At 39.0% G+C, this 21,975-nt stretch carries 17 protein-coding genes and 1 pseudogene; 8 read left to right on the top strand and 10 right to left on the bottom strand.

Annotated features, from left to right (window positions below):
- Positions 1 to 3: 3 nt before the first annotated feature.
- The 4 genes from GILLI_RS10805 to GILLI_RS10790 all read left to right on the top strand — a co-directional run bounded on the left by GILLI_RS10805 (position 4) and on the right by GILLI_RS10790 (position 3,483).
- On the top strand, positions 4 to 1,005 hold the full coding sequence (locus GILLI_RS10805; protein WP_006989155.1) for a succinylglutamate desuccinylase/aspartoacylase family protein: 1,002 nt from the start codon (positions 4 to 6) through the stop codon (positions 1,003 to 1,005).
- Entirely contained in the window at positions 983 to 1,549 is a 567-nt protein-coding gene (locus GILLI_RS10800; protein ID WP_006989154.1) for a 5-formyltetrahydrofolate cyclo-ligase, read from the top strand. The genes GILLI_RS10805 and GILLI_RS10800 overlap by 23 nt, the downstream gene beginning before the upstream one ends.
- A 62-nt stretch (positions 1,550 to 1,611) precedes the next feature.
- Positions 1,612 to 3,063, top strand: coding sequence for a PAS domain-containing sensor histidine kinase (locus GILLI_RS10795; RefSeq protein ID WP_006989153.1), 1,452 nt, complete (start codon positions 1,612 to 1,614; stop codon positions 3,061 to 3,063).
- A 6-nt stretch (positions 3,064 to 3,069) separates the two neighbouring features.
- Entirely contained in the window at positions 3,070 to 3,483 is a 414-nt protein-coding gene (locus GILLI_RS10790) for a response regulator (protein ID WP_006989152.1), read from the top strand.
- A 5-nt stretch (positions 3,484 to 3,488) separates the two neighbouring features.
- Here the strand turns inward: GILLI_RS10790 and GILLI_RS10785 are convergent, their stop codons facing one another.
- The 8 genes from GILLI_RS10785 to gdhA all read right to left on the bottom strand — a co-directional run bounded on the left by GILLI_RS10785 (position 3,489) and on the right by gdhA (position 16,873).
- Positions 3,489 to 4,106: a lipoprotein signal peptidase gene (locus GILLI_RS10785; protein ID WP_006989151.1), complete on the bottom strand. Its 618-nt coding sequence runs from the start codon at positions 4,104 to 4,106 to the stop codon at positions 3,489 to 3,491.
- Positions 4,107 to 4,148: 42 nt separating this feature from the next.
- Entirely contained in the window at positions 4,149 to 4,769 is a 621-nt protein-coding gene (locus GILLI_RS10780; RefSeq protein WP_006989150.1) for a DUF4097 family beta strand repeat-containing protein, read from the bottom strand.
- Between the two features lie 86 nt (positions 4,770 to 4,855).
- Positions 4,856 to 5,239, bottom strand: coding sequence for a TraR/DksA family transcriptional regulator (locus GILLI_RS10775; protein ID WP_006989149.1), 384 nt, complete (start codon positions 5,237 to 5,239; stop codon positions 4,856 to 4,858).
- Positions 5,240 to 5,243: 4 nt separating this feature from the next.
- Complete coding sequence (gene ileS / locus GILLI_RS10770; protein ID WP_006989148.1) at positions 5,244 to 8,669, bottom strand: isoleucine--tRNA ligase; 3,426 nt, start codon at positions 8,667 to 8,669, stop codon at positions 5,244 to 5,246.
- Positions 8,670 to 8,905: 236 nt separating this feature from the next.
- Positions 8,906 to 11,305, bottom strand: a complete 2,400-nt coding sequence (locus GILLI_RS10765) for a TonB-dependent receptor (protein ID WP_006989147.1) — start codon at positions 11,303 to 11,305, stop codon at positions 8,906 to 8,908.
- On the bottom strand, positions 11,306 to 12,025 hold the full coding sequence (recO, locus tag GILLI_RS10760) for a DNA repair protein RecO (protein ID WP_006989146.1): 720 nt from the start codon (positions 12,023 to 12,025) through the stop codon (positions 11,306 to 11,308).
- Positions 12,026 to 12,175: 150 nt separating this feature from the next.
- Positions 12,176 to 15,313: a WD40/YVTN/BNR-like repeat-containing protein gene (locus tag GILLI_RS10755; protein WP_006989145.1), complete on the bottom strand. Its 3,138-nt coding sequence runs from the start codon at positions 15,311 to 15,313 to the stop codon at positions 12,176 to 12,178.
- A gap of 216 nt (positions 15,314 to 15,529) precedes the next feature.
- Entirely contained in the window at positions 15,530 to 16,873 is a 1,344-nt protein-coding gene (gdhA, locus tag GILLI_RS10750) for an NADP-specific glutamate dehydrogenase (RefSeq protein WP_006989144.1), read from the bottom strand.
- Between the two features lie 201 nt (positions 16,874 to 17,074).
- Here gdhA and GILLI_RS10745 point away from each other — a divergent pair, with 201 nt between their 5' ends.
- The gene (locus tag GILLI_RS10745) at positions 17,075 to 17,857 is read left to right on the top strand and encodes a THC0290_0291 family protein (protein WP_006989143.1); all 783 of its coding nucleotides are present in this window, start codon (positions 17,075 to 17,077) and stop codon (positions 17,855 to 17,857) included.
- A gap of 57 nt (positions 17,858 to 17,914) precedes the next feature.
- On the opposite strand, the gene GILLI_RS10740 is transcribed toward GILLI_RS10745, so the two are convergent.
- The gene (locus tag GILLI_RS10740) at positions 17,915 to 19,057 is read right to left on the bottom strand and encodes a cystathionine gamma-synthase (protein ID WP_006989142.1); all 1,143 of its coding nucleotides are present in this window, start codon (positions 19,055 to 19,057) and stop codon (positions 17,915 to 17,917) included.
- A gap of 197 nt (positions 19,058 to 19,254) precedes the next feature.
- Here GILLI_RS10740 and GILLI_RS10735 point away from each other — a divergent pair, with 197 nt between their 5' ends.
- The 3 genes from GILLI_RS10735 to GILLI_RS10725 are packed head-to-tail and all read left to right on the top strand — an operon-like array spanning position 19,255 to position 21,307.
- A complete protein-coding gene (locus GILLI_RS10735) occupies positions 19,255 to 20,007 on the top strand; it encodes a DUF3298 and DUF4163 domain-containing protein (RefSeq protein ID WP_245545626.1) in 753 nt (250 codons plus the stop codon).
- A gap of 57 nt (positions 20,008 to 20,064) precedes the next feature.
- The gene (locus GILLI_RS10730; protein ID WP_006989140.1) at positions 20,065 to 20,418 is read left to right on the top strand and encodes an arsenate reductase family protein; all 354 of its coding nucleotides are present in this window, start codon (positions 20,065 to 20,067) and stop codon (positions 20,416 to 20,418) included.
- Positions 20,411 to 21,307: a DMT family transporter gene (locus GILLI_RS10725; RefSeq protein WP_006989139.1), complete on the top strand. Its 897-nt coding sequence runs from the start codon at positions 20,411 to 20,413 to the stop codon at positions 21,305 to 21,307. Before GILLI_RS10730 ends, GILLI_RS10725 begins: the two co-directional genes overlap by 8 nt.
- On the opposite strand, the pseudogene GILLI_RS10720 reads toward GILLI_RS10725, so the two are convergent.
- Positions 21,304 to 21,801: pseudogene (locus tag GILLI_RS10720) on the bottom strand (acyl-CoA thioesterase); the annotation flags it as partial. The gene GILLI_RS10725 and the pseudogene GILLI_RS10720 sit on opposite strands and share 4 nt — an antisense overlap.
- Positions 21,802 to 21,975: the final 174 nt, after the last annotated feature.

The following is a 21,975-nucleotide window of genomic DNA, read 5'->3' as shown; positions in this document are numbered from 1 at the left end:
TTTATGGCTCATATTGACAAGGACGATGTACTCGAAATTTTAGGTAAAAAAATACACCCCGGAAAGGGAGCTGTGATCAATTTGAACATGGCAAAATTATATACCACTACATCGGTTGAAGTTCCTGTTATTATTGAACGTTCTAAAAAACCGGGTCCTGTAATTCTAATTACCGCAGGAATTCATGGCGACGAGATAAACGGCGTTGAAATTGTTCGCCAAATCATTTCAAAAAATATAAATAAACCGGTAAAAGGAACGATCATTTGTATTCCGGTGGTAAACGTTTTTGGGTTTTTAAACCTGGCAAGGGAATTTCCCGATGGCCGGGACCTGAACCGGGTATTTCCGGGAACTAAAAATGGATCGCTGGCCAGCAGATTTGCATTTCAGTTTGCGAAAAAAATTCTTCCCGTTGCAGATTTCTGTCTGGACTTCCATACCGGTGGCTCCAGCAGGTTTAACGCAGCACAGGTGCGTGTTTATAAAGGTGATGAAACCAGTATGAAATATGCGCGGATTTTTAATGCCCCTTTCACCATGTATTCTAAAACCATTGCGAAATCCTATCGTGAAACCTGTTATAAGGCAGGAAAAAAGGTGCTACTGTTTGAAGGCGGAAAATCCATGGACAGCAATAAAGAAATCGCAAAACACGGGGTAGACGGCACGATGCGTATCTTAAGCCACCTTGGGATGCTAAAACCCAGGTTTGTTTGTCCTGAAGCCTTTATCCCAAGTATTATAGTTGAAAATAGTACCTGGATGCGTGCGAAATATAGTGGACTCCTCCATATAAAGATCGAATGTGGAAAACACATTGAAAAAGGAGAATATCTTGGAACGATTACCGATCCTTACGGGAAATTCAGGCATAAAATTCTCGCCCCGCACACCGGCCATGTAATAAATGTAAATGAATCTCCTATTGTGTACCAGGGAGATGCCATTTTTCATATAACACTACCACCAAAAATTCAGGATGAAGAGCTCGTTGAGAAGTAAATATAAGACTTTACGGGAGGCGCTGACTTATGAAGATATTGAAACTCAAAGTCTGGAAATAGCCAACAACCTTCTTAAACTTCCAATTTGGGAGTATGAATTCTACCATCTGTTTTTAACTATTTCAGAAAAAAAAGAGATCCACACAGATCCCATACTTCATATTTTACAGGGAAAAGATAAAAATATCGTTCTTTCCAAAAGCGATTTTAAAACGAGAAGAATGCAGAATTTTCTTCTCACAGATACTACCCTTATCAAGAAAAACAAATGGGACATTCCAGAACCTGTAGACGGTATTGAAGTTCCTGCTTCTAAAATAGATGTGGTATTTGTACCCTTACTTGCCTTTGACAAATCCGGCCACCGGGTAGGTTATGGAAAAGGGTTTTATGACATATTCCTTGCCAATTGCAGAAAAGATGTGATTAAAATAGGACTTTCACTTTTTGAAGCGGAAGACGAGATTCCCGGGATTTTGAGCAGTGACGTAGCCTTAGACTACTGCGTAAGCCCAAATCATATCTATGAGTTCAAAAAATAAGTAAGTATATTTGCATTATTTTTAACATTGTCCTACATTTAAACTTTCTATATATATAATTGATGCTCAACGACCTTCAGTTAAACAGTATTCTGGAAGATTTTGATATTGCCTACTGGAAAATCAATATACTTACAAATGAAATTACGTGGTCAGAGCATTTTGAAGCGCTTGTAGGAAAACCTTCCACTCAAGATTCAATTTTCAACTATTTTTTGAATAATATTCTCCATAAAGACTATAAATATGACTTTAGGGAAGCCTTTGAGCGTCTTACTTCCGGCTCTCCGGAAATTAGCCAGGAAATAAAATTAAAGCTCCAAAATGATAAATACCGCTGGTTTGAATGCCGAAATTTAAAAAGTAAGGAAAACAGCAATAAAGACACTGCGGTTTTACTTTTCGTAAATATCCATCAGAGCAAACGAGATCAATACACCATTGAGGAGAATTTTTTTTATTACCGGGAAACCGCAGAGATGACCTCTACCGGGGGATGGTACATAGACACCCTCCACAAGGCAATTTACTGGGATGATGTCACAAAAAAGATCCTGGATTGCCCTGGTGATTATCAGGTAGATTATGATGAACGTATGCGTTTTTACTCTACCGATCATCAGGAAAAGGCACTTTCTATTTTTAACAAATGTGAGAAATACGGAATTCCCTTTAAAACTGAAATAAAAATGTGCACCCTCTATGGAAGAGAATTTTGGGTAAGGGCCACAGGAAAGCCTGTTTATAATGAGGAACAGGAAATCATAGGAATTCGTGGAGTTTTTCAAAATATAGATGAAAATAAAAACAATGAACTTAATTTGCAAAACTCCCTGGATATCATTGCTGCACAAAATTCAAGGTTGTTCAATTTTGCACACATCGTTTCGCATAACTTAAGGTCTCACAGCAGCAACCTTAGTTTGGTAGTTCAGTTGCTTTCTGAAACTCAGCCTTTAAAAGATAAAATGGAGTTGCTGGATAATATCTCTGATATTTCTGAAAACCTGGACGTCGCGATCTCTAAACTAAATGAAATAGTGACACATCAGGATGTATTGACAAAAGAGCGAAAAACAACGGATTTCAGCAATGCGCTGGATGTGGTTATGGCTTCTGTCTCTTCACTTATAAAAAGGGAGAGCGCCACGATTATTTCCGATTTTAAGGCCCTGAAAGAAATTCAATATATTCCTGAATATCTTGAAAGTATTTTACTAAATTTAATAACGAATGCAATAAAGTATAAACAGCCTGGTAGAAAACCCGTGATTTTCATTCAAACCTATCTGTCTAATGAAAAATCGTTTATGGAAATAAGCGATAATGGAATGGGAATAGATCTCGATCAATTTGGGGAAAAAATGTTCGGGATGTATAAAACGTTTCATCGAAATTCCGATGCAAAAGGAATTGGCTTGTTTATCACTAAAAACCAGGTAGAAACCCTGGGAGGTTCAATTTCGGTTACAAGCACCGTAAATATTGGGACTACTTTTAAAATTAAATTTTAGATTAAAATGGGGCAAAAAATAGAATTGGCGTGTATTATCGATGATGATAAAATATACGTGAACTTAGTGCGCAAAATCATTGAGATTAAACATCTTTCTGAAAATTTACTGATCTTTAAAAACGGTCTTGAGGCTTTAGATTACTTTAAAGTGATCCTAACCAATATGACCGCAGACAAACTGCCGGATATCATCTTCCTGGACCTTAATATGCCTGTAATGGATGGATGGGAGTTTTTGGGGGAATTCATCAAAATTAAGAACAACTTCGATAAGAAGATCATCCTTTATGTGGTTTCTTCTTCCATAGATCCAAGAGATCTTGAAAGGGCGAAATCCTTTAATCTTGTAACCGATTATTTGATAAAACCTATTGAACTGAAAAAGTTTGAACAGATCTTTGACAGAGACGTGGCCTGATCCTCTTACTCATTTTTTTCTTCATCCTTATTTGGGAAAGCTCTTTTATTAAATAATAAAAGAAGCACAACACCTGTACTTATTGCTGTATCTGCAACATTAAAAACCGGCTCAAAAAATCGGAAATTTTCACCGCCCCAAAAAGGGATCCATTCCGGTAAAATTCCATCGTATAAAGGGAAATAAAGCATATCTACCACTTTCCCGTGAAACAAAGTGCCGTAACCACCACCCTCAGGCATAAAAGAGGCTACGTGACCATAACTGTCATCGAATATAATTCCGTAGAACACAGAATCTATTATATTCCCAAATGCACCCGCAAAAATGAATGCAATGGCTGTAATCAGTATTCTGGAACCATTGTTTCTAACCGAATCCCACAACCAATATCCTATTCCTACAATAGCTCCTAAACGGAACAAAGTAAGCAGTAATTTTCCATATTCTCCAGGGATTTTTGCCCCCCAGGCCATTCCTTCGTTTTCAACAAACAGTATCCGAAACCAATTAGACACTCTAACTTCTTCTCCAAGCATGAAATTGGTCTTGATGTAAAATTTTGAAATTTGATCTATCAGTAAGATCAGAATGATAATGATGCTCGCTTTTTTTAAGGACATTGAAAGGTGTGTGTTTAAACGGCACAAAAATACTAAATTTATTTAGTATTCACGCACCCTGATATTTCCATTAATAGTTGTGAGCTCAATTTTGTTTTTTCCGGTCATTGCCGGGGGAACTACTACCTTCCCATTTCTTGAGATTGCAGTGATCTCTGCATTTTGAGTTTGCACATCAATGGAACCTTTGTATATATTGACAAGTGCATTTCCCTGAAAATTTTTCAGTTCACAGGATCCTGATTTCAACTCAATTTCTAAATTTTCATAGGTTCCGATGCCGGATACAGAGGCTATATTGGATTTTATAAACACTTCAAGATATTCAGGTATTTCCAGGGTGATTTCCAGGGAAAAAACCTTGTGAGCACTTAGTTTATCATATCCGCTTTGAAGGATTTCCCGGAATTGAGTAGTTAGAATCATCCTGTCCTGCAACAGTTCCATATTTAGGAATATATCATTGAAATATTCACCTTCAGAATGAGAAGTGAGAATGATTTTATCTGTCTTTGAAGTTTTTAAATTGATTTTGAATACCTCATCCGTAAAAATATAGAGCTTTTCAATATTTTGAGCATCATACGTTCCCGAAATATCCTTTTGGGAAAAACCGCTTAAAACGACACTGATAAATATCAAAAATGAAACATAAAACTTCATCCAATTAACGGATATAAAAAAACGCTCCAAGATGAATGAGATCAAATTGGAGCGTACTTATAATTAATAATACTATATACTAACGCTTAGCGCTGCAAATTTTTGGCTTCTATACTCAAGGTTGCATGTGGCACCAACTTTAAACGCTCTTTTGCAATTAATTTACCGGTAACTCTGCAAATCCCAAAAGTCTTGCTCTCGATACGAACCAGTGCATTTTTAAGGTCTCTTATAAACTTCTCCTGGCGAATGGCCAATTGAGAATTTGCTTCCTTACTCATGGTTTCACTTCCTTCCTCAAATGCTTTAAAAGTGGGGGAAGTATCATCTGTGCCATTATTGCCGTCGTTTACATAAGCACTTTTGTAAAGGGCCAATTGTTCCTGGGCTTTTTGAATTTTCCCTTTGATCAATTCCTTAAATTCTGCTAATTCGGCATCGTTGTAACGTTCTTTGATTTCTGTTGACATGGGTCTAATGTTTTTTAATACACAATTTGGTAGTCACATCGTCGAATTCTATATCGGTTCCGTTTGCAACCACGTCTGCAAATTCGAGATTTGCAGTGAGTGTTTCGTTTTTTATATACTTTATATTTTCTAAGACAGCGTCCTCGACAACGCTATCCTTCAGTAGGGTTACATCTATAGTATCTGTCACTTCCAATCCGGAATCTTTTCGAAGGTTCTGAATTCTGTTAACTAACTCCCTGGCTATTCCTTCCTTCTTTAGCGCTTCAGAAATATGAACATCTAAAGCAACGGTAATATTCTTATTGCTTGCAACCAGCCACCCTTCAATATCCTGGGAAGTAATCACTACGTTATCGGATACCAATTTAGTCATTTTTCCGTTAACTTCAACAGTTAATTCACTTTCCCGCTCCAGCCTGGCGATATCTTCTGAAGTTAGTTGATTAATAACATTCACAACAGATTTTATTTCTTTTCCAAACCTTGGACCCAATGTCTTAAAATTAGGTTTTGCCTGTTTTACCAGTATTCCCGAAGCATCATCTATAAGCTGAATTTCCTTTACGTTCACCTCAGATTTTATCAAATCTTCCACTGCCCGTATCTCAGCTTTTTGCTTTTCATCCAGCACAGGGATCATAATACGTTGCAAAGGCTGACGCACCTTGATCATCTCTTTTTTCCGAAGGGATAACACCAGGGAAGAAATGATTTGGGCCTTTTCCATTTTATGTTCCAGGTCCTTATCTACAAAAGCACTGTTAAAGGTTGGAAAATCGGCTAAATGAACCGATTCAAAAGCTTCTTTCCCGGTTACTGCGTTTAGATCCCTGTACAATTGTTCCATAAAAAATGGAGCAACCGGGGCGCTTAACTTCGCAACGCTTAGCATACAGGTGTACAGGGTTTGATAGGCAGAAATTTTATCCTGCTCGTACTCCCCTTTCCAAAATCTTCTTCGGCTCAAGCGAACATACCAGTTGCTTAAATTTTCCTGAACAAATTCTGAAATTGCCCTTGTTGCCTTTGTGGCCTCATATTCTGCATAAAATTTATCAACCTTTTTTATCAATGTATTCAATTCTGATAGTATCCACCGGTCGATTTCCGGGCGTTCCTCTAGGGGAATCTCAGCTTCAGAATAATCGAATTTATCGATATTTGCATACAAGGTAAAGAAGGAGTACGTATTATAAAGTGTTCCGAAGAATTTCCGGCTCACTTCCCCGATGCCTTCCAGGTCAAATTTTAAATTATCCCAAGGATTTGCATTGGAGATCATATACCACCTTGTGGCATCTGCACCATAGGTTGATAAAGTTGTAAAAGGATCGGCGGCGTTGCCAAGACGTTTGGACATTTTTTGACCGTTTTTATCCAGTACCAGTCCGTTGGAAACAACATTTTTATAAGCTACATCATCAAAGATCATGGTAGCAATGGCGTGAAGTGTATAGAACCAGCCTCTTGTCTGGTCTACCCCTTCAGCAATAAAATCGGCAGTCTTTTCTCCATTCTCGACTTTATCCTTATTCTCAAATGGGTAATGCCATTGGGCATACGGCATGGAACCGGAATCAAACCAAACATCTATAAGATCTGCTTCACGTTTCATAGGTTTTCCTGAAGCAGCAACCAGAGTGATTTGGTCTACAACATTTTTGTGAAGATCTACCAAACTATAGTTCTCTTCACTCATATTTCCAACTTCAAAACCTTCAAAAACATCCTTTTCAAGAACTCCAGCCTTAATAGCTTTTACGATTTCAGCTTTTAATTCTTCTATAGAACCAATGATGATTTCTTCTTTGCCATCTTCAGTTCTCCAAATAGGCAATGGAATTCCCCAATACCTGCTTCTGGAGAGATTCCAGTCATTGGCATTTGCAAGCCAGTTCCCAAAACGTCCTTCCCCGGTAGATTTTGGTTTCCAGTTGATCTCCTGGTTTAATTCAAACATCCGGTCCTTAAACTCGGTTACTTTGATAAACCAGGAATCCAGCGGATAATATAATATAGGCTTATCGGTTCTCCAGCAATTTGGATAGCTGTGAACATATTTTTCGACTTTAAACGCTCTGTTCTCCTCTTTTAATTTGATGGCGATTTCAACATCGACAGACCTTTCCGGTGCTGTCCCGTCTTCATAATATTCATTCTTAACATATTTCCCGCCAAACTCACCAATCTCTTTTATAAATTTCCCCTGCAAATCCACAATTGGGACCAGGTTGTCATTTTCATCTTTTACCAGCAATGGCGGAACTTCAGGAGTTGCCTGTTTTGCCACCATGGCATCATCTGCCCCAAAGGTTGGAGACGTGTGTACAATACCGGTTCCTTCATCTACGGTTACAAAATCTCCAGCAATTACACGAAACGCGTTCTCAGGATTATTATACGGCTGCACATACGGCATTAATTGTTCATACTTCAACCCCACCAGCTCTTTTCCTGAAAAACTTTTATCGATAAAATACGGGATCTTATCACCTTCGGTAAAAACTTCTAGTGCCTCTTCATTTTCAATCTTTACAAACTTTTTATCGAATTGTTTTTCAGCAAGAACTTTTGCAACCACAATAGTGATAGGTTCAAACGTATATTGATTGTAGGTTTTTACACTTACATACTCAATTTTTGGTCCTACCGTTAATGCTGTATTTGCCGGAAGTGTCCAGGGAGTAGTGGTCCAGGCGATGAAATAAGCCCCCTCTAAACTAACAGTTCCCTCTAACTTCCCTGGCGCGGCTGTTCCCCCTTTGGGGGTTAGGGGGCCTATTTTGAACATGGCCGTAACTGTGGTATCGGTAACATCCTGATAGGTTCCCGGTTGGTTTAATTCGTGAGAACTCAATCCTGTTCCGGCTTTTGGGGAATACGGCTGAACGGTATATCCCTTGTAAATAAGGCCTTTTTTATAGATCTCAGAAAGCAGCCACCACACCGTTTCCATGTATTTTGATTTATACGTGATATATGGGTCTTCCATATCTACCCAATATCCCATTTTTTCGGTAAGGTCGTTCCAGACATCGGTATAGCGCATTACGGCATTCTTACATGCTTCGTTGTACTTTTCTACGCTTATCTTGGTTCCAATATCTTCTTTTGTAATTCCGAGTTCCTTCTCTACTCCAAGCTCTATTGGAAGTCCGTGGGTATCCCAACCGGCTTTTCGTTTTACCTGATAGCCTTTTTGGGTTTTATATCTGCAAAAAATATCTTTAATGGCACGGGCCATCACGTGGTGAATTCCGGGCAAACCGTTTGCTGAAGGCGGGCCTTCAAAAAATATGAACGGCTCCTTTCCTTCACGGGTAGTTACGCTTTTTTCAAAAATATCATTCTCCTTCCAATAGCCCAGAATTTCTTCAGCTACTTTTGGAAGGTCAAGTCCTTTATATTCAGCGAACTTTGTGCTCATTTTCTAGTAATTTCTAATGAGCTGCGAAATTAAACATTTTTAGCAAAAGAGAAGAACTCAAAAGGTAAAAACACCGACATAAACAATTTGAAAACTTTATATCTTCTTAAAGATTTTTTTTACAAGATTATAATGCGATGCCCTCCAACCAAAAAAGCAGATAAACTGAGTTGTTTTTAAGCGATGGTTGATTACCTCATTTAGATTCATTTCCGGGGTAAAGAAGGAAGTCGAGTTTAAAAACTATACTTCAACGCCAAAATCAAATTCCTTCCCGGAGCGGCCATACCCGAAGAATAGGTGCGGTAACGTTGGTCGGTAATATTTTCGAGTGAGGCCGTTGCCTGCCAGTTATATGAAATTTCATACTGACCGGTAAAATTAATGGTATACCAGGATGGGGAGTAAGGATTACCGTTTAGGTCAATGGCATACAAATATGCTTTCCCTTGTTCTGATGGAGCGAGGTTCTCGTAATCGAACTGCCCGTTGTATTCTCCAAAAAGATCGAGTTTTAGTTTATCGCGCTTCCACACTAAATGCGTATTCCCAAAAAGGGGAGCCGCATGTCGTAAAGGAGCGGTTGTACCATTATCCAGTTCTTCTTTTCCTTCTGTAATGGTCAATTGAGAATTGAGAAGTAGCGATGAACTAAATTTAACAACAATTCCTCCTTCAAATCCGTATACGTAAGCGCTGGCGGCATTTTGTATTGCCTGTACCTTGCTTGGTTCTCCCTGGAAATCTATTGTTTCAACTCCATTGAGGCTAAAATCTCTCCTTATTAGAGCATTGTCCAAATGTGTATAAAAACCAGCAATATCAACACGTATGGCTTCGGAAATTTTCCAGTATACACCAATTTCACCATTGTAGGCGTATTCGGGTTTTAAATTGGAATTGGGAACCACTACCGAGCCGGGTTCAGAATCGAAAACCTTTCCCACATCATCTATATTAGGAGCTCTAAAAGCTGTTGAAAAGTTTAATTTCCAATTAATTTTTTCTGAAGGATTCCAACTCAGCCCCGCACTACCTGTTAATGCCCCGGTGCTGAGATCGGCATTTTTAAATGGAAATTCATATACCGCATCTTCAAAATCGGCATTCAGAAATATATGGTTGTACCTGGCGCCTGTTTGCAGGGTTAATTCCGGGTGGAGTTCCCATTGAAATCCATAATAGGCAGCAAGGGATTGCCAGGAGGATCCGTTGGGATAACGAGGCATATCCCTGTTTGAGTTACCGGTAGTTATGTTTATCCTTCGGCCCTCTGAAGAAACCTCGTTCAACACATATTCTAGTCCGTAATTCAATTTATTTTTTTCAAATTTCTTCTCAAAATCCAGATTTGCCGACCAAGCATCAACATTTTCTTCAGAATTAAAAAGCAGTTCGCTTCCAAAATCCCTGTTGTTTCTACTCTCTTTGAAATGTTGATAGGCGGTGGTTAGTTGAGCATTGTCATAAACCGCTCCATTTCCTTTTTTATCAATCTTGAAATTGCCCATAAACCAGATTTGTGGGCCATAATACCATTCTGCCGACCTCAACTGCCCATTCCTTTTTTGAATTAGCCGGTCATACCGGGGAAAATTGGAAGTGGTACTGTACATCAAATTCAGGCTAAAATCCCAGATTTCATTTGGCATGTACCGGATCTTTTCCAATAAATTGATTTGATTGTAACCGGTTGGTTTTTGAATTCGGGGATCTTCATTTGAAACAATAAGACTATTCCCGTTTCTATTAATCACATATTCATTCCTAAGGTATTCTTCGGGGCCATGACTTCCCATTTTCAAATCCCCAAAATCAGAGTAGGTAACACTTGTTAAAAAGGCCCAGTTTTTTCGACCTATATTAAAATCGGCGTGAAGGGTTTTTTCATTACTGGCAGAGGCATACCGGGAATAGGCATTTCCGGAAAGGACAGTATTCCGTCCCATCGCAAACCTGGGAGTCAAAGTATAAAAATTCATAACACCTCCCACCGCATCACTCCCAAAAATTACAGATCCGGGACCTAAAATAACCTCTGCCCGTTCCACCGCCAACGGATCTATAGAGATCACATTTTGAAGATTTCCGCTTCTAAAAATCGCGTTATTCATTCGTACCCCGTCTATAGTGATAAGCAATCTATTGGTAGAAAACCCGCGAATCATTGGGCTCCCGCCTCCTAATTGGCTTTTTTGAACATATACCTTGCCCGAGCTTTCCAGAAGATCTGCAGCGGTTTGAGAATTTGAAAATTTGATGTCTTCAGCCGAAATACTCACTACCTGCCTTGCCAGGTCTCTTTTATTTTGCGCGAATTTGGAAACAGACACTACTACTTCCTGAAGCTGATTCTCATCCGGGATTAAATAAACCTTATAATTTGATTTGATGTCAGATTTTTTGATTCGAAGTTCATGATGGGACACATGCTTAAAAAAAAGAAGCTCATTTTTAGAAAACTTAGAAATAGATGCTTTTCCATCAAAATTGGTAAGTGTACTTATGGTTTTGCTCTGGTTGTAAATAGCCACATTGCTAAGCGGAATTTTCATTTCACGATCCAGAACCGTGATTTCCTGCGCATAGGAATGGCTAAAAAATAAAAAAAGAAGTAGGCTTAAAATAACTCGCATTTAATTGAAAATTTCGTGAAGAACCGCCAGGGATTTTGGTTTCTTAAATGCGTCTATATGTAGTTGATAGTACAGTAATAACATCTCAAGGAAATGGGTTCGGTTGGTTTTGGTTAATTTCAGTAGTTCTAACTCATCAAAATTTATGCCCAGCAGCTGTTTTAAAACCAAGGAGTTTTGGCCTTCTATGCAGTAATTATTGGTTTCCACATCCTGAAACACCCCGTCCAACATATTAAAATAGTCAGGATCAGTATTGGAATCATCGGGATAGAAACCCAGGTACCTGGTAAGTTTCAGCATAAAAAGCAAGTGAAAATTAGCGAACTTCTCATGATGATCCAGCCAGTTTAACGTTGTTTCCAGATAATGGTATAAAGCCTCATTTTCTTCTTCCTCCTGAATCGAATTCCGCAGTATTTCAGAAATAAACAATACCATGGCACTTTTCACCACGTCTGTATGCAATGTTCTATAGGTACTAAGCATTTTTGCTTCCTGTAAATATTCCAGAGTGCCTTTGTCTTTATGCTTTGCAACCAGTTCCAGTTGAGACAACGGTTGAAACATGGAGGTTTTGAATTTTCCTTTTTTAGATTTTAAAATACCACGCAGGAGATAGGATTTGAGTCCGCTTTTTTGGGTGAAACATTTCACGATCAAATCTGCTTCCCCATACTTTAAAGCACTTATGACGATGGCATTAGTATTAACAAGCATTTTGATAAGTTTGCACGAAGATAATTAAAAAATGCCGCTCGGGGAGCGGCATTTTCAAAGCTTATATAAATTTGATCTTAGGCATAAATGTACTTCTAACTGAAGAAAAGAAGGTTTTTTTACAGTTGTTATCCTATTAGCACTTTAATATTACTTTTCCACAGAATTTGTCCTTTCAGCATTTAAAAAAACAGTTTCCATGTCATTAATAAGAACAGAAAGTTCCTCTGAAAGTTCATTAAAAACCTGGTAGGAACCATCTGTAGGATTAGCCTCTCCACTATCGACAATCATACCCAGACTGGCAATTTTGTTGTTAAGCCTTATTGGAAAATTCAAAGGATCCTGGCTGCTTTCATTTTTCACCTGGTAAATAGCCTCTTCAATAGAACTAAGCTTTTTCAAAACTTCAGGATCTATGTTATCTCCCATCTTTTCTTTGTATTCCCTTATTTTAATTACAGCTTCATTGGCCTCACTTACTTTTTCCCGAATTTTCATCCCGAGATCAAACTGTTCTTTAATATCCGCTTCCGAAACATTTTCCAGCCTTGGATCAAGTTTAATCTCAAATGGTTTGGTTTCCGTTTTCCCGTTTGCAGTGACTCTTACCTGGTAAATTCCGGGTTTTGCAAGTGGCCCTCTTTCAGGACGGGCAGACCACAGGATCATTCCATCGAATACCGTAGAACCGGGATATCGTAAATCCCATTTATAAGTATTCAATCCTTTTTTACTGGTAGGTGGCTCTGGTGGTGTATATCCGTTTGCTGATTTTTTGTCCTCTTTTACTTCATCTTCCTCAATCTCTGCATCAGATTTTTTAGCAGTCTTTGCTGCAAGATCTTCAGGTTTCTTTTCTTCTTCAGGCTTTGGCTCTTCAGAAATAAAAGTCTGGATAATTTCTCCGGAAGGATCTAAGATTTCAATTTTCACCTCTTCTGCATCTTTCCCGAGGTTGTAATGAAAAACGGCATTTTGAACCCTCCTTACAGCATAATAAGGCTTGTACAAATGGAGATTTTTATTAACAACTTCTTTGCTATACTCCCTGATTGGCGCAATATCGTCAAGGATCCACATTGACCTTCCGTGAGTAGCTATTGCAATATCCTTTTCTGTAACCGCAAGATCTCTAATGGCAACGTCTGGCAGGTTGAGCTGAAGAGAATTCCAGTTTTCACCATCATTAAAGGAAACATACACCCCATGCTCGGTTCCTGCGTATAGAACTCCCGGAGTGGTGATATCCTCCCGAACTACATGTACGTAATCGCCTTCTTTTATGCCGCTGATGATCTTTTTCCAGGTTTTCCCATAGTCACTGGTTTTGAAAATATAAGGGGCCCGATCGTCCATTTGATATCGCTTCACAGCAACATAAGCCGTTCCTGGTTTATGCCTGGAAGCGTCTATTATACTTACCCTTGAATGTTTTTGTAAACCGGGAGGTGTAATATTTTCCCAGGTTTTGCCATGGTTTCTGGTTATATGGATCAAACCATCATCAGACCCGGCCCAAATGGTATTCACATCGTGGTAAGATGGCGCCAGTGCGTAAACAGTAGCGTATAATTCGGGACCACTCATGTCTAAAGTAATCTCGCCTCCACTTACACCCATAGTTTCAGGATCTGCATAGGTAAGATCCGGACTTATTTTTTCCCAGGATTGGCCTTCACTCGTTGTGGTCCAAACATGTTGACTCGTTACATAAAGCCTGTCTTCAAGAGGAGAAAACACGATTGGATAGGTCCAGTGTACTCTTTCCGGAAGAGTTTCTGCAGCATTACCCATAAAATATCTTGGATAAGGCTCAATCCTTCTCCTTTCTCCGGTTTCTCTATTGATCCTGGTTAAAACCCCCGAGTAACTGCCTGCATAAAAAATATCAAGATTATTAGGATCCTGAGCGATATACCCACTTTCTCCTCCTCCAACTGAATAAGATGGAACATTTTCTTTCATAGTATTTCCCCTTGCGGTAAGGAAATCCCAACCTTCGCTTGGTACTGCAACTGTACTGTTATCCTGTTGGGCACCTGCTATAAAATATGGAAAATCGTTTGTTGCTGTGATATGGTAGAGCTGCGCAGTTGGAAAATCTTCATCTGTCCAGGTTTCGCCCCCGTTTACAGTTACCGTTCCTCCTCCATCATTGGCTTCCGCCATACGTTTAGGATTATTTGGATCAATCCATAAGTCATGATTATCTCCGTGAGGAACTTTGATTTCTGTATCAAACTCCTCACCTCCATCTGTTGATTTCCAAAAATCTACATTTAAAACATACACGGTTTCTTTGTCCTGAGGATCTGCATAGATCCTGGTATAATAAAACGCCCGTTGCCGAAGTTTTCTGTCCTCATTGGTCCTGGTCCAGGTTTTACCTGCATCATCAGATCGAAAAACTCCACCTTCATTAACTTCTATAATGGCCCAAACCCGGTTGGAATCAACCGGAGAAACAGTAATTCCTATTTTCCCGACAGGAGCTTGAGGCATGCCTGGTTTATTGGTCAATTCTTCCCAGGTCTCTCCTGCGTTCACAGATTTAAACAGGCCAGAAGCTCCGCCACCGCCCCACATTTTCCATGGTTTCCTGTACACTTCCCAAATAGAAGCATAAATTACTTCAGGATTGTTGGGGTCAATGATCAAATCTGCAGCACCTGCTTTTGGTCCTTTGTATAAAATTTTATTCCAGCTTTTTCCTCCATTTGTAGTTTTAAAAACACCGCGTTCTTCATTAGGACCAAAGGGATGACCAAGAACAGCCGCATAGACAATGTCAGGATTTGTTGGATGTATCCGCACCCGAGCAACGGTTTGAGAGTTTTTCAATCCAACATTTTCCCAGGTTTTACCAGCATCTATAGATTTATAGATTCCGTCTCCCTGCATTATATTCCCTCTGAATTGGGATTCCCCCATTCCTATGTATACAATATCCGGATTGCTGTCTGCCACATCAACTGCTCCTACAGATGAGGAGTTGATCTGATTATCTGTAACCGGTTTCCACAGGAATCCGCCGTCGGTAGTTTTCCATAAGCCTCCCCCGGTTGCACCAAAATAATATTCATTAATCCGGTCTGCATGACCTGCTATGGCTGTGGAACGACCACCACGGTATGGTCCTGCAACCCTGTAATCCATTGTTTGGAACACTGTAGAATCTAAGGTTTCCTGCTGTACCTTTTGGGCCTGAACCTGATTAAGGGGAATCAGTAAAAATAAAATTAGAGAAAGAAGTTTATATTTTTTAAGAAAATTGGGATATTTCATATGTGCTTGATTAGGGCTGCTAGGGTAATTAAATTCTTTTTAGATTTTCAAACTCAAAGAAAAATTGATTCCCCGAAGTTAAAGAACCGAAAGATGTTAAAACTAAATTAAGGATAAAAATCTTCTTACCAAACCTTTGCGAATAATTCTCAAAAAGGAATGTATAAAAAATGCCGCTCTGGGAGCGGCATTTATATAATCCGGGGACTGAAAATTTTAAACTACTCCCTGGGCTAACATGGCGTCTGCAACCTTAACAAAACCAGCGATATTAGCTCCTTTAACATAATCTACATAACCATTTTGACCACCACCATATTCCACACATTTATCGTGAATACTTCTCATGATCTCATGAAGTTTTTTATCAACTTCTTCAGCAGTCCAGTTATATCTCATTGAGTTTTGAGACATTTCAAGGCCTGAAGTCGCAACTCCACCGGCATTAGATGCTTTTCCCGGAGAAAAAAGGATTTTTGCATTCTGAAAAACTTCAACAGCCTCCGGAGTACAAGGCATATTTGCCCCCTCTCCTACACAAATACACCCGTTTTTTACCAATATTTTGGCATCTTCAACCAACAATTCATTTTGAGTGGCACAAGGCATTGCTATATCACAAGGCACCTCCCACGGAGTTTCACCTTCAAAATATTTAGCGTTTGGAAATTCATCTACGTATTCGGCTATCCTTCCACGTTTTACGTTTTTAAGATCCATAATAAACTCCAATTTCCTTGAATCTATTCCTTCTTCATCCAAAATATATCCACCGGAATCGGACATAGTAATCACTTTTGCTCCCAGTTGAGTCGCCTTTTCTGCTGCATATTGTGCGACATTTCCGGATCCGGAGATTAAAACGGTCTTTCCTTCTATTTTATCCCCTTTTAGCTGAAGCATATTTTGAGTAAAATACACATTCCCATAACCGGTAGCTTCAGGCCGAATTAAAGAACCTCCGTAGGAAAGCCCTTTCCCGGTTAAAATTCCGGTGAATTCATTTCTAAGGCGTTTGTATTGTCCAAACAAATATCCAACTTCACGACCTCCAACCCCTATATCGCCTGCTGGCACATCGGTGTTTGAGCCAATATGGCGTTCCAGTTCAGTCATAAAACTTTGGCAAAAACGCATTACTTCGTTATCTGTCTTTCCTTTAGGGTCAAAATCCGATCCTCCTTTTCCACCACCCATGGGCAATGTTGTAAGGCTATTCTTAAAAACCTGCTCAAATGCAAGGAATTTCAAAATACTAAGGTTTACGGAAGGATGAAAACGCAATCCACCTTTATAAGGTCCTATTGCCGAATTCATTTGTATTCTAAATCCACGGTTAATTTGAGTTTTACCTTTATCATCAATCCAGGGAACACGAAACATGATAACTCTTTCTGGTTCTACCATGCGCTCCAACAGCATTACATTTTGATATTTTTTATTTTCTTCAATAAATGGGATCACCGTTTCGGCCACCTCATGAACTGCTTGCATGAATTCAGGTTCATTTTGGTTTCTTTTAGAGACAATGTCCAAAAAATCTTGTACATTTTTTTCCATAATGTAGTCCTTAGGGTATTTAATTATTAATAATTTTGAATTTTATTGTAAATATAAAAGTTATATGTTGAATCAAGCGCATATTTTGCATTTTGATATAATATTAACGTCCAATTTAATTAATGATTTTTGGAAACAGTTTTACTAATAATTTTGTTAACTTCTATTTTATATATTTGTTATTCCTTCACCGCGTGGTATATGGCAGATTTGCGTTCCGTATTAATTATTATCTGGCTGCTTTTCCTTTCCGGAGGAAGCGTGTTTGCCCAGTTGGGATTATCTCATGAAGTCGGAATACTGGTTGGTCCCACCGCTTTTTTCACCGATTATGGCGAGCGTTATAATTTCAAGAATAATGTTAATAATGCCGGGCTTGGAATTGGAATCGTGCACTATATGAATTTTGCTTATCGGGCAGATTGTAACTGTTATGCCCGCGAAACTTATTTCAATGATCACTTTAAAATACGCACCGAAATAGATTACTTTAGAACAAAACTTGAGCATTTTGGACCTATAGCGGCAAAACCCAAATCGGTTGGAGGGATATTACTAAGAGCCATGCATGGGGAGACCCAAACCTTGGAAATTGGAACAGGCCTGGAGTATTATCCACGTAGCATACGGGATTACCGGGCATTTTCGCATCTTTTTTCGCCTTTTATTAGCCTTGGGGTTCACTATGTAAATTACTTTCCCAATGCATATTCAGACCTTGGACCTATCACCGATGAAAATAATTTATTCCCCACTTTTAGAAATGGTGGTGTAGATTTAGACAGCGGTTCTACCTTTGCCATCGTTGGGATTGCAGGAACAAGGTTTCGTCTTGGACATTCTAGTGACCTCAATTTGGAAGCCCGTTGGCAATACTATGATACAGATTGGCTGGAAGGACTAAATGTACAGGGACCACAAAATAAGTTCAACGACCTGGTTTTTTGGGTTAACGTAGGCTACATTTATTATATAAATTATTAAACAAAAAAACCTCAACGATCGCTGAGGCTCTTTTTCTATATATTTTTATTTAAGCTTCTAACCCAGAGCCTGTTTCAGGTCGTCGATTAGGTCTTCATCGTCTTCAATACCCACACTAAGGCGGATAAGAGAATCTACTACTCCTGTTTTTTCACGCTCCTCTACAGGGATGGATGCATGAGTCATACTGGCAGGATGTCCGGCAAGGGATTCAACGCCCCCCAGAGATTCGGCTAAAGTAAAGACCTTTAACTTTTCAACAACCTTAACAGCACTTTCCAAAGTACCTTCCAAAGTTGTGAAAGAGATCATTCCGCCAAATCCGCTCATTTGCTTTTTAGCAATCTCGTGGTTAGGATGATCTTCAAATCCAGGCCAGTAAACTTTAGCTACTTTAGGATGAGTTTTTAGGAATCTCGCTATCTTTTCTCCGTTTTCACAATGCCGTTGCATCCTGATATGAAGAGTTTTTATTCCTCTTAATACCAAAAAACTATCCATTGGACCACAAATAGCGCCACTGGCATTCTGAATAAAATATAATTTGTCCGCAAGTTCCTTATCAATAACCACCAAAGATCCCAATACCACATCACTGTGACCTCCAAGGTATTTTGTTGCAGAGTGCATAACGATATCGGCGCCAAGATCTAATGGCTGCTGTAAATATGCCGTGGCAAACGTATTATCTACGGCCAAAAGAAGCTTATGCTTTTTGGATATTTTTGAAACCGCTTCAATATCTATGATGCTCATCATAGGATTGGTAGGGGTTTCCACCCAAATCATTTTTGTATTCTCATTGATGAATTCTTCAATTTTACCGGATTCCTCCATCCCAACAAAATGAAATTTCAATCCCAAACCTTCAAAAATCTTTGTAAAAAGGCGGTAGGAGCCACCATAAAGATCACTGGTTGAGATAATCTCGTCTCCGGGTTTGAAGAGTTTAAGCACTGCATCAATGGCTGCAAGGCCGGAGCCAAAGGCCAGACCAAATTTTCCGTTTTCTATACTTGCAAGGGAATTTTCAAGCGCGGTCCTCGTAGGATTCGCACTGCGGGAATATTCAAAGCCTTTATGTCCTCCCGGAGTGGTTTGAGAATACGTGCTTGTTTGATAAATTGGTGGCATCACCGATCCGTACGCCGGATCTATATTGTGTTGCCCACCATGAATCGTTTTAGTATTAAATTTCATTCGCTGAATTTTTTGTTTTTATATGTCTTCTGAAAGCAGCCAGGATCCTGTCCAAAAGCCTAGCCGTTTTTCCATATTTCACCAATTACCGTTCACGCTTTTTTCATAAAACATTCGTTGAAGCAAATGTACTGTTCGTATTGTTGATTGGCAAAATAGCATGTACCTTTATCCCTAATTTAATATAAGAATTTATTGTGAAAAAACTGCTTTTACCCCTAACAATCATCGTATTGTTGGTGGGCTGTAAGAATGAAGATGAAGCGTTGAATTTTGAGGAATTTTTTATAGAGGAAGTCTCTGAAACCGACTGTGATTTCGAGGAAGAAAACTGTGCTTTTATAAGTATTCATACTCCGTTTGCTCAGGATGTAGGACCGCGGAGTAGAACCATCAACCAAAATATCGAGGAACATATACTTGGCATGGTGGATTATCAGGAAATGAAGAATTTAGGATCCCTGGAAGAACTTGCGCAACGATTTATTGACGATTACGAGGCCTCGGCAGAAGAATTTCCGGAATATAATATTCCCTGGGAAGCTTCGGTAGAAGGTAGAATTGTGCATAACTCTCCGGAACTTATATCCCTGGAATACAAAATAGGTTTATTTACAGGAGGTGCCCATGGGTATACCAGTGTAAGCTTCCTGAATCTTAACCCGGAAACCGGGGAGGTTTTTTCCAATAAAGATCTGTTTACCACCGGATTCAATAGTTATGCTGAGAAAATTTTCAGAAAAAAGAATAGTATCCCTGAAGATGGCCCTATTAACAGTACCGGATTCTTTTTTGAAGAGGATACCTTTCAATTGCCTAAAAACATTGGTTTTCTCAAGAATAAAATCATACTTAGGTACAATGCATACGAAGTAGCTTCCTATGCTGAAGGTGGCATTCAACTGGAAATCCCGCTGGAAGAAGTTGAAGAGTTTATAAAAATACTTTAATTTAAAGAAAGTAATTCTTCTTAGGCAATGACGTAATTTGTAATAAAAATCCTGGAAATGAAAAAAATCTACCATCTTTCAACCTGTGACACCTGCAAGAAAATTTTAAAAGAACTGGATGTTCCTTCTTCTTTTATTCTTCAGGACATAAAGGAAGAACCCATCACGGAAGTTCAGCTTGAAGAAATGAAGGAATTGAGTGGAAATTATGAGGCATTATTCAGCAAAAGAGCAAGGTTGTATAAAGAACGAGAGCTTAAAAATGAAGCGTTAACCGAGGATCGTTTCAAAAATTTAATCCTGGAACATTATACTTTTTTGAAGCGTCCGGTCATCATATACAATGACCAGATATTTGCCGGTAATGCGAAAAAAAACGTGGAGGAAGCCAAAACAGCTATTCATGGATAACAGGCTTCTGGCAATTCTGGCAGCGACCGGTGCCAGTACAATTTACGGCATCAACCACACGATTGCCAAAGGCCTTATGCCGGTCTACATAGAACCTTTCGGGTTTATTTTATTACGGGTTACGGGAGCAGCTATTTTGTTCTGGATCATCAGTTTCTGGGGACCAAAAGAAAAGATCGCCACCAGCGACTGGCCCAGGATTGTGGGATGTACCATCTTTGGAATGGTTATAAACATGCTCTTATTCTTTAAAGGCCTTAGCTTATCTACGCCCATCAACAGTTCAGTGATCATTACTGTTTCGCCCATCCTGGTTTTGATACTGGCCGCAATTCTTATCAAAGAGCGTATCACACCTTTAAAAGTTATTGGGATTGTAACCGGTCTTGCAGGAGCGTTAACCCTGGTGCTTTTTAGTACGGAAACAACATTTAATGCCCCCAATATTCCTCTGGGAAATCTCCTCTTTATTATCAATGCTTTTTCCTACGGATTATATCTCATTCTCGTAAAACCTCTAACAGCCAAATACCATCCTTTTACGTTGATGAAATGGCTGTTCCTTTTTGCTATAATAATCAATTTTCCAATCACTATTTCTGAGTTTTCGAGGGTGGAATGGACTTCTCTTCCTATAACTGTTATTTGGAAAATGGCGTTTGTGGTTGTGGGAACAACCTTTGCCACCTATCTACTAAATATTTTCGCGTTGAAAGAATTAAGCGCCTCCGCAATAAGTGCATTTATCTATTTACAACCACTTGTAGCGATCGCATTTGCAGTAGGAACTGGTGCAGATACGCTAAATACTGTCAAGATTACCGCAGCTCTTCTGGTATTTGTGGGTGTTTATATGGTATCCCGAAAAGCAAAGCCTGCAAGAATTTAATTTTCTGTTAAATCCTGAGGTTTTTTACTGAATTTCCTGGTATCTGCTTTTGTTAGAATTCTGAAATCGTCCGTATGGGAAAGGCTATTGAGATTTTTATATAATTCTGAAGGCAAACTTATAAGTTTTCTTTCCTTCAGGTCTATCCAACCCCCCATCATCTCACAACTGGCAAAGTTCTCACCTTTTTGATCGTAAAAATTATGGATAAATTCAAAATACATGCCATCTTCAGAAAGTCCTTTTAACTGAAGGCTCACTTTTACAGGTTTTCCGGCAAAAATCTCTTTGAAATAGTAAATGTGCTCATAAAATACTACCGGCCCTATATTATGCTTTCCAAGTTCCTTTTGGCCAAATCCGTTTTCCATTAAAAACCCCATCCGCGTGTGGCTCATGAAATTGATGTAGGCACTATTTGCCAAATGCCGGTTGGCATCCATGTCACTCCATCGTATATCAAATTCTTTTATGTACATAGCGTTTAATTTTTGGTAAAACTACAAATAATTAATATGCGTGCATAATATAATCAAATGCCCGGAGTTAGCTCGCGAACTATGCCAGGGGAATAAATATTTGGATCTGCACGACATCTTGCTAGAAAGGAATGGACCGGCATCGAAGAATTAAACACTGGTAAGATTAAAATGTTTTTTAAGCTTAAT

Source organism: Gillisia limnaea DSM 15749 (assembly GCF_000243235.1).
In the GTDB taxonomy this organism is placed as follows: Bacteria; Bacteroidota; Bacteroidia; order Flavobacteriales; family Flavobacteriaceae; genus Gillisia; species Gillisia limnaea.
Note: the sequence above shows the minus strand (reverse complement) of the source record. Positions and strands in the feature narration are given on the sequence as shown.